The organism is Herbaspirillum sp. 1173 (assembly GCF_031455335.1).
In the GTDB taxonomy this organism is placed as follows: domain Bacteria; phylum Pseudomonadota; class Gammaproteobacteria; order Burkholderiales; family Burkholderiaceae_D; genus Herbaspirillum; species Herbaspirillum huttiense.
Window position 1 is genome coordinate 74,807 of sequence record NZ_JAVDSP010000001.1, and the last position, 13,468, is coordinate 88,274.

14 protein-coding genes are annotated in these 13,468 nt (G+C 61.4%); all 14 read left to right on the plus strand.

Going from position 1 to position 13,468, the window contains the following annotated elements; genetic code table 11:
• The first annotated feature begins 43 nt into the window (after positions 1–43).
• The 14 genes from fabD to era all read left to right on the plus strand — a co-directional run bounded on the left by fabD (position 44) and on the right by era (position 13,387).
• Positions 44–976, plus strand: coding sequence for an ACP S-malonyltransferase (gene fabD / locus J2X56_RS00355; protein ID WP_121039526.1), 933 nt, complete (start codon positions 44–46; stop codon positions 974–976).
• Positions 973–1,728: a 3-oxoacyl-ACP reductase FabG gene (fabG, locus tag J2X56_RS00360; RefSeq protein WP_121039529.1), complete on the plus strand. Its 756-nt coding sequence runs from the start codon at positions 973–975 to the stop codon at positions 1,726–1,728. Before fabD ends, fabG begins: the two co-directional genes overlap by 4 nt.
• Positions 1,729–1,891: 163 nt before the next feature.
• Positions 1,892–2,131 (plus strand): acyl carrier protein, encoded by a 240-nt coding sequence (gene acpP, locus J2X56_RS00365; RefSeq protein WP_006463505.1) that lies wholly within the window; start codon positions 1,892–1,894, stop codon positions 2,129–2,131.
• 33 nt (positions 2,132–2,164) lie between these two features.
• The gene (fabF, locus tag J2X56_RS00370) at positions 2,165–3,406 is read left to right on the plus strand and encodes a beta-ketoacyl-ACP synthase II (RefSeq protein ID WP_039786392.1); all 1,242 of its coding nucleotides are present in this window, start codon (positions 2,165–2,167) and stop codon (positions 3,404–3,406) included.
• 88 nt (positions 3,407–3,494) lie between these two features.
• The gene (locus tag J2X56_RS00375) at positions 3,495–3,992 is read left to right on the plus strand and encodes a protein YgfX (protein ID WP_121039532.1); all 498 of its coding nucleotides are present in this window, start codon (positions 3,495–3,497) and stop codon (positions 3,990–3,992) included.
• Between the two features lie 91 nt (positions 3,993–4,083).
• A complete protein-coding gene (rpoE, locus tag J2X56_RS00380) occupies positions 4,084–4,686 on the plus strand; it encodes an RNA polymerase sigma factor RpoE (RefSeq protein ID WP_006463502.1) in 603 nt (200 codons plus the stop codon).
• 76 nt (positions 4,687–4,762) lie between these two features.
• Complete coding sequence (locus tag J2X56_RS00385) at positions 4,763–5,455, plus strand: sigma-E factor negative regulatory protein (protein ID WP_121039535.1); 693 nt, start codon at positions 4,763–4,765, stop codon at positions 5,453–5,455.
• Position 5,456: 1 nt separating this feature from the next.
• A complete protein-coding gene (locus J2X56_RS00390) occupies positions 5,457–6,503 on the plus strand; it encodes a MucB/RseB C-terminal domain-containing protein (protein ID WP_310157221.1) in 1,047 nt (348 codons plus the stop codon).
• 14 nt (positions 6,504–6,517) lie between these two features.
• A complete protein-coding gene (locus J2X56_RS00395) occupies positions 6,518–7,999 on the plus strand; it encodes a DegQ family serine endoprotease (RefSeq protein WP_121039541.1) in 1,482 nt (493 codons plus the stop codon).
• A 121-nt stretch (positions 8,000–8,120) separates the two neighbouring features.
• On the plus strand, positions 8,121–8,414 hold the full coding sequence (locus J2X56_RS00400; RefSeq protein WP_121039544.1) for a glutaredoxin family protein: 294 nt from the start codon (positions 8,121–8,123) through the stop codon (positions 8,412–8,414).
• A gap of 164 nt (positions 8,415–8,578) precedes the next feature.
• Positions 8,579–10,372 carry a translation elongation factor 4 gene (gene lepA / locus J2X56_RS00405; RefSeq protein WP_121039547.1) on the plus strand — a complete coding sequence of 598 codons (1,794 nt, stop codon included), beginning with the start codon at positions 8,579–8,581 and terminating at the stop codon, positions 10,370–10,372.
• 1 nt (position 10,373) lies between these two features.
• Positions 10,374–11,288: a signal peptidase I gene (lepB, locus tag J2X56_RS00410; protein ID WP_121039550.1), complete on the plus strand. Its 915-nt coding sequence runs from the start codon at positions 10,374–10,376 to the stop codon at positions 11,286–11,288.
• A gap of 195 nt (positions 11,289–11,483) precedes the next feature.
• Complete coding sequence (rnc, locus tag J2X56_RS00415; RefSeq protein WP_121039553.1) at positions 11,484–12,461, plus strand: ribonuclease III; 978 nt, start codon at positions 11,484–11,486, stop codon at positions 12,459–12,461.
• Positions 12,458–13,387, plus strand: coding sequence for a GTPase Era (era, locus tag J2X56_RS00420; RefSeq protein ID WP_088753666.1), 930 nt, complete (start codon positions 12,458–12,460; stop codon positions 13,385–13,387). Before rnc ends, era begins: the two co-directional genes overlap by 4 nt.
• Positions 13,388–13,468: the final 81 nt, after the last annotated feature.

Here is a 13,468-nt window from a genome sequence, read left to right on the forward strand (position 1 = left end):
CTTCGATTTCCTGCATTTTCATCCAAATTATCTACTTCCAAGCATGACAACATTCGCTTTCGTCTTCCCGGGCCAGGGTTCGCAGGCCATCGGGATGCTCAATGGTTTCGCCGACAATGAAGTCGTCCGCCAGACCGTCGCAGAAGCTTCCGATGCCCTGCAGTTCGACCTGGGTAAGCTCATCGCTGAAGGTCCCAAGGAAGACCTGGACCTGACCACCAACACCCAGCCCGTCATGCTGACGGCTGCCGTGGCCTTCTATCGCGCCTGGCTGGCTGCAGGCGGCAAGGCACCGGCGCTCGTCGCCGGCCACAGCCTGGGCGAATATTCGGCACTGGTCGCCGCCGGCGTGATCGCCTTCAAGGATGCGGTACCGCTGGTGCGCTTCCGCGCGCAAGCCATGCAGGAAGCGGTGCCGGTCGGGCAGGGTGGTATGGCCGCCATTCTCGGTCTGTCTGATGAAGACGTGCGTGCTGCCTGCGCCGAAGCGGCGCAAGGTGAAGTGGTCGAGGCCGTCAACTTCAATGCCCCCGCACAAGTCGTGATCGCCGGCCACAAGGCCGCTGTCGGCCGTGCCTGCGACATCGCCAAGGCCAAGGGTGCCAAGCGCGCGCTGCCGCTGCCGGTGTCGGCGCCGTTCCACTCCTCGCTGCTCAAGCCGGCTTCGGACCGCCTGCAAGCCTATCTGGCCAACGTCGCCTTCGCCGCGCCGCAGATTCCGCTGATCAACAACGTCGATGTGGCCGTGGTCAACGATCCGGCTGCCATCAAGGATGCCCTGGTGCGCCAGGCGGCTGCGCCGGTACGCTGGGTCGAGACGGTGCAGAAGATGGGCGCCGACGGCGTCACGCACCTGATCGAATGCGGTCCGGGCAAGGTGCTGACCGGCCTGACCAAGCGCATCAATGGTGACCTGGTGGGTGAAGCGATCGTCGACCAGGAATCCCTGAACAAAGTATTGGAGTTGCTGAAATGAGTGCATTGAATCTGCAAGGCCAGGTCGCCCTGGTGACCGGCGCTTCGCGCGGCATCGGCCGTGCCATCGCCACCGAACTGGCCCGACAGGGTGCCAAGGTGGTCGGTACGGCGACCTCGGAGTCGGGCGCTGCCGCCATCACCGAATACCTGGCGGCGCTGGGTCCGGAAGCCGGCCGTGGTGCGGTGCTCAATGTCAATGATGCCGAAGCCAGCGTGGCGCTGGTGGAGCAGGTGCAGAAGGAATTCGGCGCGCTCTCCATCCTGGTCAACAACGCCGGCATCACCCAGGACCAACTGGCCATGCGCATGAAGGACGAGGAGTGGGACAGCGTGATCGCCACCAACCTGACCGCCGTCGGCCGCCTTTCGCGCGCCGTGCTGCGTGGCATGATGAAGGCCCGCACCGGCCGCATCATCAACATCACCTCGGTGGTGGGCGAGGCCGGCAATCCCGGCCAGATGAACTATGCCGCTGCCAAGGCCGGCGTGGCCGGCATGAGCCGCGCGCTGGCGCGTGAGATCGGCAGCCGCAACATCACCGTCAATTGCGTGGCGCCCGGCTTCATCGATACCGACATGACCAAGGCGCTGAACGAGCAGCAGTCCGCCGCCATCCTGCAGCAGATTCCGCTGGGACGCCTGGGTGCGGCTGAGGAGATCGCCTATGCGGTGGCCTTCCTGGCCTCGCCGCAAGCGGCCTACATCACCGGCACGACGCTCAATGTCAATGGCGGCATGTACATGGGTTAAGTAAGTCTTGGGGGCTTGATTCAAGTCCTTTTGACGACTTTTGTTTGCAGTTAAGCTGGACTTGGCACAATCTTGCCAGGAATAGTTAAAAGTAAATTTTCCGCGCGCAAACCTGCTAAAATGCGCGCACTTTTGTAACCTATCATCCCTCTGGAGGAACACTATGTCCGATATCGAACAACGCGTGAAGAAGATCGTCGCTGAGCAACTGGGCGTCGCCGAAGCCGACATCAAGAACGAATCGTCGTTCGTGGACGACCTGGGCGCCGACTCGCTGGACACCGTCGAGCTGGTCATGGCACTGGAAGATGAGTTCGAAATGGAAATCCCCGACGAACAAGCTGAAAAGATCACCACCGTGCAACAGGCGATCGACTACGCAAAGTCGCAAGTCAAGGCCTGATAAGGGCTTTGGTCAAAGTTTCAGGAGAATTGCTTGAGCCGCACTCGTGAACGTCGTGTAGTCATTACCGGCCTGGGATGCATCTCGCCTGTCGGCAACAACGTCGCCGATACGTGGAGTGCCATCAAGGAAGGCAAGTCCGGCATCGCTACCGTCACCAAGTTCGACGCAACCCCCTTCACCACGCACTTCGCCGGTGAAGTCAAGGGCTTCAATATCGAGGATTACATCCCCGCCAAGGAAGCGCGTCATATGGATACCTTCATCCACTTCGGCATGGCCGCCGGTATCCAGGCCATCCAGGACAGTGGATTGACGGTGACCGATGAGAATGCCGAGCGCATTGGCGTCATGATCGGTTCGGGCATCGGCGGCTTGCCGCTGATCGAAGAAACCCACGCCGAACTGACCAACCGTGGTCCGCGCCGCATCAGCCCCTTCTTCATTCCGGCCTCGATCATCAACATGATCTCGGGCAACTTGTCCATCAAGTTCGGTCTGAAGGGCCCCAACCTGGCGATCGTCACCGCCTGCACCACCGGCCTGCATTGCATCGGCTCTGCCGCACGCATGATCATGTACGGCGATGCGGATGTGATGGTGGCCGGCGGCGCTGAATCCAGCGTTTCGCCGCTGGGTATCGGTGGCTTCGCTTCGGCGCGCGCACTGTCGACCCGCAACGACGATCCCGCGACTGCGTCCCGCCCCTGGGACAAGGATCGCGACGGCTTCGTGCTGGGCGAGGGTGCCGGCGTGATGGTGCTCGAAGAGTACGAACACGCCAAGGCCCGTGGCGCCAAGATCTATGCAGAACTGCTCGGCTTCGGCATGAGCGGCGATGCTTACCACATGACTGCGCCCAACCTGGATGGTCCGCGCCGCTGCGTGCTCAATGCACTGCGCGATGCCGGCGTCAATCCGGATGAAGTGCAGTACCTGAACGCGCACGGTACGTCGACCCCCTTGGGCGACAAGAACGAATCCGACGCGATCAAGGCCGCATTCGGCGACCATGCTTACAAGATGGTTGTCAATTCGACCAAATCCATGACGGGTCACCTTCTGGGTGGTGCCGGTGGCCTGGAAACGGTGTTGACCGTGCTGGCAGTGCACAATCAGGTGTCGCCGCCGACGATGAACATCTTCAACCAGGATCCGGAGTGCGATCTGGATTACTGCGCCAACCAGGCGCGGGACATGAAGATCGATATTGCCGTCAAGAACTCCTTCGGGTTCGGCGGCACCAACGGTACCCTGGTCATCGGCAAGATGTAAAATGCAAGACCCGGCTTCCTTACCGAAGCCGGGTTTGTCGTTTTTATGCTGCCCGTTGTTGCGGGTGCGCCTTGCTTCCGGGTATCTCATGTCGATCGCCGTTTCCGCAGATATCAAACCTTCCCGCTTGTTGCTGCTGGTGACGGCTTTCGCTTGCCTGTGCGTGGCCCTGACGGGCGTGGTGCTGGCGTTCGGGATGCCGGGTTCGCTGTCCTGGGTGGCGCGCATCGCGCTGGCCATGGCCTGCGTCCTCGCTGCCGCACTGGCCCTGGTGCTGGTGTTGCGTGATCGCAAAGTCATTTGGTTGCACATTTCCGGCACCGGGCAGATCCGCGTGGTGGAACACTTGCTGCCCTCGGCGCGCGCCAAGCCCCAGGTGATGAAGGCCGGACTGGCCCAGCTGCTGGCCGGCAGCACCATCTGGCCGGGCATGCTGTTCCTGCGCCTGCGGCTGGAAAACGGCAAGATACGTACCATCCCCATCCTCACGGATTCCGTCTCTGAAGATACATTCCGTGCACTTTCCGTGGCGTGCCGCTGGCTGATCAGTCACAATACGGCCAAGGCAAGACTGCTGGAAAAATGAGGCCGTCGGGCTTGAAAATTGCCGAGCTGGAAGCATCTGCCAAAGGCAATGACGATAAAACAATACGGCCATAAAAAACAAGGAATCCGGTTTGACGACAGAACGCGAAATAGACCAACAGCTTGTTGAGCGCGTCCAGCGTGGCGACAAGAAGGCGTTCGAGCTATTGGTAGTCAAGTATCAACGCAAGCTGATGCGCCTGGTGTCACGCCTGGTGCGTGACCAGGCCGAAGCCGAAGACGTGGTGCAGGAAGCCTTCATCAAGGCTTATCGCGCGCTGCCGCAATTCCGCGGCGATTCGGCCTTCTATACCTGGCTTTACCGCATCGGCATCAACACTGCCAAGAACTATTTGGTCACCATGGGGCGCAGGGCGCCAACTTCGACAGAAGCAGATGCAGAAGAAGCTGAAACTTTTGACGATGCAGACCATCTGAGGGACATCAACACTCCAGAGTCGATGTTGGCCACCAAGCAGATTGCTCAGACGGTCAACGTGGCGATGGAGGCATTGCCGGAAGAATTACGTACTGCCATCACGTTGCGCGAGATCGAGGGGTTGAGCTACGACGAGATTGCAGATGCGATGAATTGTCCGATCGGCACCGTGCGCAGCCGCATTTTCCGCGCCCGGGAAGCTATTGCCGAGAAGCTGCGCCCATTGCTGGATACGGCAGCGGACAAGCGCTGGTAATGAGGCCACAAGCCTGTTGTCAAAAAGAAAATAATAAAGCGGGTATGGAACTAAGATATTTGCCGGGTGACTGCACATGGATACCAAAGTAACGACCAAAGAACAGATCTCAGCCCTCGCCGATGGTGAGCTGAGCACTGAAGAAATGACCCTTGCCTTCGCGGCCCTGCGTTCTTCCAAGGACGCCCAGGACGCTTGGGAGGATTACCATCGCATCGGCGAGGTGCTGCGTTCAGAGGAGATGGATGTCTCCCTGAGTGCCGGCTTCTCGGCCAAGATGAGCGCGCTGCTCGATGCCGAACCGACCATCGTTGCCCCGCAGGCCGCAGTGGCCGAGCCGGTCAAGGCAGCCGCGGCTGCTCCGGTGGTGCAAGCTGTGGCGGCTGCCAATGGCGACCATCGCGCGAGCCGTCCTGGCCGCCTGGTGCGTTTCCTGATGCCTAGCGCCGCAGCGGCTGCTGCTGCCGTGGCCGCCGTGTTCGTGGCCATGCCGCAGCAAGCGGTGGTGACGGCGGACGCCAAAGTGGCTGCACCGGTGGCCCAGGTGGCGTCGGCTCCGGTCAATGTGCCTTCGGCCATTGCTACCGTGGCTGACACCAACGGCAATCCGCAGAACGTGAATCAACTGAGCTCGCTGGCCCAGCAGGGTGAAGTCAAGCGCGATCCGCGCATCGACGACTACCTGTTCGCTCACCAGCGCTTCTCGCCTTCCTACAGTTCGGCGCAATACGCCCGTTCCGCAGCCTTCTCCTCGGACGCAGACAAGTAAGATGCATCTGACGGGGCGTCTGTACGGCGTACTGTGCTTGCTGGCCACGTTGTTAGGGTTCTCCTTGACGCCATCCGCTCAAGCGGCGGATGGCGTTTCTACAACTGCGGCCAGTGAAGCCACCACTTCTTCCGCATTGCTGGTGCAATTGCAAAAAATGCAATCTGCTGCCCAGCGTCTCAATTACTCAGGCAGTTTCGTCTATCAGCAGGCGGCGCAGATGCGCAGCTCGCGGGTCACCCATGTGGTAGCCGGCAAGAGCGAGCTGGAAAAGCTGGAGCTGCTCGATGGCAAGCCGCGCGAATTCGTGCGCGACAACGAGGATGTGGCCAGCTATGACCCCGACCAGCGCATCGTGCGCCGGGAAAAACGGGTCACGCGCGACACCTTCCCGGCCATCGTCGATGCGCGCCCGGAGGACCTGGCGCGCTTCTACCGGTTGCAGTCCGATGGCGATGAACGTGTCGCCGGCCGCAGCTGCCAGGCCATCGTGCTGGCACCGCGCGACAAGCTGCGCTACGGCTACCGTTTCTGCGCCGACCAGGCCACCGGCCTGCTCTTGCGCGCGCAGACGCTGGATGGCCGCGGCGAGGTGATCGAACAGATCGCCTTTACCCAGATCGACATCGGGGGGATTGATCGTGCCCGGGTCAACCCCACTTACAAGGACACGCGCGGTTGGCGCGTCGAGAAGGCGGCCCTGGTGCCGGCCGACCTGTCGGCCTGGCAAATCACGCCGCCACCGGGTTTCCGGAAGATCCAGCAGGTGCGGCGCGTGATTTCCGATAGTGGTGAAGCGGGTGCGGCACCGGCACAGAACCGTCCGGCTGAGCGCGAAGTCTCGCAGATCGTGTTTTCTGACGGGCTGGCGGCCATTTCGGTCTTCATCGAGCCGGGCAGCCAGGGCCGGGAAGAGGGTACGATACAACAGGGTGCCATGAACATCCTGGGCCGACGCCAGGGCGATTACTGGCTGACCGTCGTTGGAGAAGTGCCCGCCGCTGCAATCCGTCAGGTAGCCAATTCCATTGAACTGAAATCCAAATAAAAGAGACCGTTGCAATGACTCCCATGAAGAACACCCTTGCCGGCGCCTTGCTGGCCGCTTCCGTCTTCGCTGCAGCACCGGCCGTGCAGGCCGCGCCTCCCGTGGCTTCGCCCGCGGTGGCGGCCCTGCCTGACTTCGCTGACATCGTCGAGCGCACCGGTCCGGCGGTGGTGAATATTCGTACTACCGAGCGCGTACGCCAGAATGCCCAGGGGCAGGGTGGCGGCATGGATGATCCGGAAATGCAGGAATTCTTCCGCCGCTTCTTCGGTATTCCCATCCCGCGTCAGCAGCAGCCGGGTACCCCGCGCGGCAATGGCAAGCAGGGTGGCCAGGGCCAGCAGGAAGAAGTGCCGCGTGGCGTGGGCTCGGGCTTCATCATCTCGGCCGATGGTTTCATCATGACCAATGCGCACGTGGTGGATGGGGCCAGCGAGGTCTACGTGACCCTGACCGACAAACGTGAATTCAAGGCCAGGATCGTGGGTTCGGATACCCGCACCGACGTGGCCGTGCTCAAGATCGATGGCAGCAACCTGCCGCGCCTGAACATGGGCGACTCCGACAAGATCCGTGTCGGTGAGTGGGTGCTGGCCATCGGCTCGCCCTTCGGCCTGGAAAATACCGTGACCGCCGGCATCGTCTCGGCCAAGGCGCGCGACACCGGTGACTACCTGCCTCTGATCCAGACCGACGTGGCGGTCAACCCGGGCAACTCGGGTGGTCCGCTGATCAACCTCAAGGGTGAAGTGGTCGGCATCAACTCGCAGATCTACAGCCGTTCCGGCGGCTTCATGGGGATCTCCTTTGCGGTACCCATTGATGAGGCGCTGCGGGTAGCCGACCAGCTCAAGGCCAGCGGACGCGTCACGCGCGGCCGTATCGGCGTACAGATCGGTGAAGTGACCAAGGATGTGGCCGAATCGCTGGGCCTGGCCCGCGCGCAAGGCGCGCTGGTGCAACGCGTGGAAGCCGGTGGCCCGGCTGACAAGGCGGGCCTAGAGGCAGGCGACATCATCCTGAAATACAACGGTGCGGCCATCGAGCGCCCCAGCGACCTGCCGCGCATGGTCGGTGCCACCAGGCCGGGTGCCAAGGCCACCGTCAATATCTGGCGCAAGGGCAGCGCCCGCGACGTCAGCGTGACCGTGGTCGAGCTGGAAGCCGACAAGCCCAAGCAGGCCGAGGAAAAGAAGGCCAAGCCCGACAACACCCCCAACTCCCTGGGACTGGTGGTGAGCGACCTGAGTGATGCGCAGAAGAAGGAGCTGAAGGTCGACAACGGCGTGCTGGTGGAAAACGTCAGCGGTGCCGCTGCCGCCGCTGGCATCCGTCCGGGCGATGTCATCCAGCGCCTCAACGAGGTCGATGTCAACGACAGCAAGCAGTTCGGCCAGCTGGTGGCCAAGCTCGATGCCAAGAAGCGGGCAGCGGTGCTGGTGCGCCGTGGCGACTCTTCGCAGTTCGTGCCGCTGCGTCCGAACGGCGGCAACTGAGGCCGGGCCATTTTTCCGTAAAATTGCCTGATACTTCAACATGAAGGCTGCGGCTCTCTGGGGCCGCAGCCTTTTTCCTTGGTTCGCGTCGGGCTGAGGGAAGAAACTTTCATATGAGCCTATGACCACCCCTTCTTCGCCCTCAGCCGCAGGGCAAGCCTTGCACTTCATCATCTATTCGCGCAGCTACTGCCACCTGTGCGAAGACCTGCGTGACGCCTTGCGCCAAGCACTGGGCGAGATCCCGGCCGACATCGAGATGGTCGATGTGGACGCCGATGAGGCGCTGGTGGCGCGTTACGACGAGCTGGTGCCGGTGTTGATGGGGCAGGGGCGCGATGGCCAATGGCAGGAGTTGTGTCATTACCATCTGGATAAGGCGCGCCTGCAGACGTTTGTTGTTGAAATGAAATAAGTTGTGTTGTCGCAGCCAGGTCCGGCTGCGCGGCCTGGCACCGGAAAGTCGGGCTTGTCCCTGTGAATTCCGGTAAAATGCCGGGTCGAATAAGCTGTTGCAAAGGCGCTCGGCTGGGCAAAGCCCGCTACAGAGCGCCTTTTTTCATCGTTTCCAGTCTGTTAATGAACAATATCCGTAATTTCTCGATCATCGCCCACATCGATCACGGCAAGTCCACGCTCGCCGACCGCATCATCCAGTTGTGCGGGGGCTTGTCCAACCGCGAGATGGAAGCCCAGGTGCTGGATTCGATGGATATCGAGCGCGAGCGCGGCATCACCATCAAGGCCCAGACCGCAGCCCTGGCCTACAAGGCCAAGGATGGCCAGATCTACAACCTCAACCTGATCGACACCCCGGGTCACGTCGACTTCAGCTATGAAGTCTCGCGCTCGCTGTCGGCCTGCGAAGGCGCGCTGCTGGTGGTCGACGCCTCCCAAGGCGTGGAAGCGCAGACGGTGGCCAACTGCTACACCGCCCTGGACCTGGGCGTGGAAGTGGTGCCGGTCTTGAACAAGATCGACCTGCCCTCCGCTGATCCTGACAACGCCAAGAGCGAGATCGAAGACGTGATCGGCATCGACGCCTCCGACGCCACTCCCTGCTCGGCCAAGACCGGCCTGGGCGTGGAAGACGTGCTCGAAGCCATCGTGGCCAAGGTGCCGGCCCCCAAGGGTGACCCGGATGCACCGCTGCAGGCGCTGATCATCGATTCCTGGTTCGACAACTACGTCGGCGTGGTCATGCTGGTGCGCATCGTCAATGGCACCTTGCGTCCCAAGGACAAGATCCTGCTGATGGCCACCGAGACCCAGTACCTGACCGAAAGCATTGGCGTGTTCACGCCCAAGTCGCAATCACGCGACTCCCTGACGGCAGGGCAGGTCGGTTTCGTCATCGCCGGCATCAAGGAACTGAAGTCCGCGCGCGTGGGCGACACTATCACCTTGGCTGGCAAGCCGGCCCCGGCACCGCTGCCCGGCTTCAAGGAAGTGCAGCCGCAGGTGTTTGCGGGCCTGTTCCCGGTAGAAGCCAACCAGTACGACGCCCTGCGCGATTCGCTGGAAAAATTGAAGCTCAATGACGCCGCCCTGATGTATGAGCCGGAAGTCTCGCAGGCGCTGGGCTTCGGCTTCCGCTGCGGCTTCCTGGGCCTGCTGCACATGGAAATCGTGCAGGAACGGCTGGAGCGCGAGTTCGACATGGACCTCATCACCACCGCGCCGACGGTGGTGTACGAAGTGCAGCAGCGCGACGGCACCATGCTGATGGTGGACAATCCGTCCAAGATGCCGGAAGTGTCCAAGATTGAGGAAATCCGCGAACCCATCGTCACCGTCAACCTGTACATGCCGCAGGAATACGTAGGCTCGGTCATCACCCTGTGCACGCAGAAGCGCGGCATCCAGATGAACATGAGCTATCACGGCAAGCAGGTGCAACTGACCTATGAAATGCCGATGGCCGAGATCGTGCTGGACTTCTTCGATCGCCTGAAGTCCACCTCGCGCGGCTATGCCTCCATGGACTACGAGTTCAAGGAATACCGTGCGGCAGACGTGGTCAAGGTCGACATGCTGATCAACAGCGAAAAGGTCGATGCGCTGGCCATCATCGTGCACCGTGCCGCAGCCCAGATCCGCGGTCGCCAGGTGGCGGCCAAGATGCGTGAGTTGATCCCGCGCCAGATGTTCGATGTGGCGATCCAGGCGGCCATTGGTGCGACCATCATCTCGCGCGAAAACGTCAAGGCCATGCGCAAGAACGTGCTGGCCAAGTGCTACGGCGGCGACATCTCCCGCAAGCGCAAGCTGCTGGAAAAGCAGAAGGCCGGCAAGAAGCGCATGAAGCAGGTGGGCTCGGTCGAAATTCCGCAGGAAGCATTCCTGGCAATCTTACAAGTGGACGATAAATAACATGCAGGCTTTGTTGGGCAACTTCGCACTCATTCTGTTCGTGCTGATGCTGGTGACCGGCGTGATCTGGTTCGCCGACACCTTCTTCCTCTCCAAGCAGCGCCGCGCCCGCGCCGACGCCGCCCTGGCCGAGTTCGACGCCGCTGTCGCGCGCGACCAGGCGCAAGGCGTCAAGCGTGACGGTACCGTCGCCACCGCCCGTGCCGACCTGCAGGCGCGCCACCTGAAGCAGCCGGCCTGGATCGAATATTCCGGCAGCTTCTTCCCGGTGATCGCGCTGGTGTTCTGCCTGCGCTCCTTCCTGTATGAACCGTTCAAGATCCCGTCCAGCTCGATGGTGCCGACGCTGCTGGTGGGCGACCTGATCCTGGTGAACAAATTCACCTACGGTATCCGCCTGCCCATCATCAACAAGAAGATCATCGAAGTGAACCAGCCGCAGCGCGGCGACGTCATGGTCTTCAAGTACCCGAAGGACATGTCGGTGGACTACATCAAGCGCGTGGTGGGCGTGCCTGGTGATAAAATAGTCTATAAAAACAAGCGCTTAACGGTTAATGGTGAACAAATTTCTTACAAAGCGCTGCCGGATTATCTGGATGACGAAAATCTGACGTACTATAAGCAATGGCAGGAAAACCTGACCGGCGTGGAGCACAAGATTCTCACTGATGAGCGTGCTCCCAACTTCGTGCCCAATCCCGATGCCTTCCCGCATCATGAGCTGTGCACCTACAACGCCGAAGGTTTCGCCTGCACGGTGCCGCCGGGTGAATATTTCATGATGGGCGACAACCGGGACAACAGCCTCGACAGTCGCTACTGGGGCTTCGTGCCGGACCAGAACATCGTCGGCAAGGCCTTCTTTGTCTGGATGAACCTGGGCGATATCAAGCGGATCGGCAGCTTCCACTGAGAGCGCGCCGCATCCTGGTCCAGCAGCTTGCGCAGTTTCTGCAGTTTCCAATTGGCAACTTTGCATTGTGGAGGCAGACCCGGAGCAGTTTTCAGCTTTGCTTTGAACCGATCCCGCTGACTGGTCAGGCTGGTAATCCCCGATCCACGCGCCACTGCGCGTATCGGGGCGGCAGACTGAATGACGGATGAAAAAATGGATCCTCAACTCTTGCAACAACGGCTAGGCCACCCATTCAAGGATGCTTCGCTCCTGCAGCAGGCCTTGACCCACCGTAGCCATAGCGCCTTGCATAACGAGCGGCTGGAATTCCTCGGCGATTCGGTGCTGAACTGCGTGGTGGCCTCGCTGCTCTTCGAACGCTACGACAAGATCGACGAAGGCGACCTCTCGCGCCTGCGCGCCAACCTGGTCAAGCAGCAATCCCTGTATGAAATCGCCCAGCGGCTGGAGCTCTCGCAGTTCCTGCGCCTGGGTGAAGGCGAACTCAAATCCGGCGGCTTCCGCCGTCCCTCGATCCTGGCCGATACGCTGGAGGCGCTCTTTGGCGCGATCTTCCTGGATTCCGGTTTCGAGGCAGCGCGTGCGGTGATTCGCTCGCTCTATGTCCCGGTACTGGAACACGTCGATCCCAAGACCCTGGGCAAGGATGCCAAGACCCTGCTGCAGGAGTTTTTGCAGGGCAAGAAGATCCCGCTGCCGCAGTACAACGTCATCGCCACCCATGGTGCGGCCCACAGCCAGGAATTCGAGATCGAATGCCTGGTACCCAAGCTGGACATCCAGGTCTTCGGTACCGGCGGCAGCCGCCGCGCCGGCGAACAGGCCGCCGCCAAGCTGGCCCTGGAAGCGGTGCAACTGGCACTGGCCAAAACGCCGTCTGCCGGCCGCAAGCCGCGTGCTCGCACCACCCAGCTGAAACTGGCCGGCATTGCCACCATCCAGCCGGATGCCCCCGAACACGATGCGGGCAAGGGCAATCGTCCCGACGCCTCGACGGCCAATGGCAGCAAGCCTGCCAAGCCAGCCAAGGAGCAGAAGGAACCCAAGGAACAGAAGGGTGCGCCGGTTGCGGCGCGCAACGAAGGCAAGACCACCGGCGACCGCACTGAAACGGCCGCAGCAGAACCCATTTCGGCGGCTTCATCCGCCTCGCAATCCAGAACAGCATGACAGATTCCCCCATGGCCGATGACGCATCGGCGCAGACCCCCGAGAGCGATTACCGTTGCGGCTACATCGCCATCGTCGGTCGTCCCAACGTTGGCAAGTCGACCCTCATGAACGTGCTGGTCGGCGCCAAGGTCAGCATCACTTCGCGCAAGGCCCAGACCACGCGCCACCGCATCACCGGCATCCAGACCATCGAGAATACCCAGTATGTCTACGTCGACACGCCGGGCTTCCAGACGCGTCACAGCAATGCCCTGAACAAGACCCTGAACCGCACCGTCACCAATACCCTGACGGCGTCGGACGTGATCCTGTTCGTGATCGAAGCCGGTACCTTCGGCCCGGCTGACAAGCAGGTGCTCGATCTCCTGCCGGCCAACGTGCCCTGCATCCTGGTGCTGAACAAGGCGGATCGCAACAAGGACAAAACCACGCTCATGCCCTTCGCCCGCGAAGTGGCTTCGCACCATGATTTTGCGGCTGTGGTGCCGGTCTCGGCCAAGCAGCGCTTCCAGCTTGATCGCCTGCAGGAAGAAGTGCGCAAGCTGCTGCCGCAGAATCCGCCGATGTTCGACGAAGACGACATCACCGACCGCAGCGAGAAATTCCTGGCCTCCGAAATCGTGCGGGAGAAGGTGTTCCGCTTCGTCGGTGAAGAATTGCCCTACACCAGCACGGTCCTGATCGAGAAGTTCGAGCAGGAAGGCAACCTGCGCCGCATCTTCGCGGCCATCCTGGTCGAGCGCGACACCCACAAGGCCATGGTGATCGGCCAGAAGGGCGCCCGCCTGAAGGAAATTTCCACGCAGGCGCGCCTGGACATGGAGCGCCTCTTCGGTGGTCCGGTCTATCTGGAGATCTGGGTCAAGGTCAAATCGGGCTGGGCCGACAACGAAGCCGGCCTGCGCGCCTACGGCTACGAGTGAGCCCGCGTGCGGCCTTCTGCGGGCTGCGCGCAATCCCTGCATAATCATGGCATTACGCCGCGCCCCAACGACGTGGCTTCA

Bases quoted from the DNA above. Each gene is read 5' to 3' on its own strand.
- J2X56_RS00385 (WP_121039535.1), top strand. From the start codon at position 4,763: ATGGATACCAAAGTAACGACCAAAGAACAGATCTCAGCCCTCGCCGAT.
- J2X56_RS00375 (WP_121039532.1), top strand. From the start codon at position 3,495: ATGTCGATCGCCGTTTCCGCAGATATCAAACCTTCCCGCTTGTTGCTG.
- J2X56_RS00390 (WP_310157221.1), top strand. From the start codon at position 5,457: ATGCATCTGACGGGGCGTCTGTACGGCGTACTGTGCTTGCTGGCCACG.
- era (WP_088753666.1), top strand. From the start codon at position 12,458: ATGACAGATTCCCCCATGGCCGATGACGCATCGGCGCAGACCCCCGAG.
- lepA (WP_121039547.1), top strand. From the start codon at position 8,579: ATGAACAATATCCGTAATTTCTCGATCATCGCCCACATCGATCACGGC.
- J2X56_RS00400 (WP_121039544.1), top strand. From the start codon at position 8,121: ATGACCACCCCTTCTTCGCCCTCAGCCGCAGGGCAAGCCTTGCACTTC.
- J2X56_RS00395 (WP_121039541.1), top strand. From the start codon at position 6,518: ATGACTCCCATGAAGAACACCCTTGCCGGCGCCTTGCTGGCCGCTTCC.
- rnc (WP_121039553.1), top strand. From the start codon at position 11,484: ATGGATCCTCAACTCTTGCAACAACGGCTAGGCCACCCATTCAAGGAT.
- lepB (WP_121039550.1), top strand. From the start codon at position 10,374: ATGCAGGCTTTGTTGGGCAACTTCGCACTCATTCTGTTCGTGCTGATG.
- acpP (WP_006463505.1), top strand. From the start codon at position 1,892: ATGTCCGATATCGAACAACGCGTGAAGAAGATCGTCGCTGAGCAACTG.
- fabG (WP_121039529.1), top strand. From the start codon at position 973: ATGAGTGCATTGAATCTGCAAGGCCAGGTCGCCCTGGTGACCGGCGCT.
- fabD (WP_121039526.1), top strand. From the start codon at position 44: ATGACAACATTCGCTTTCGTCTTCCCGGGCCAGGGTTCGCAGGCCATC.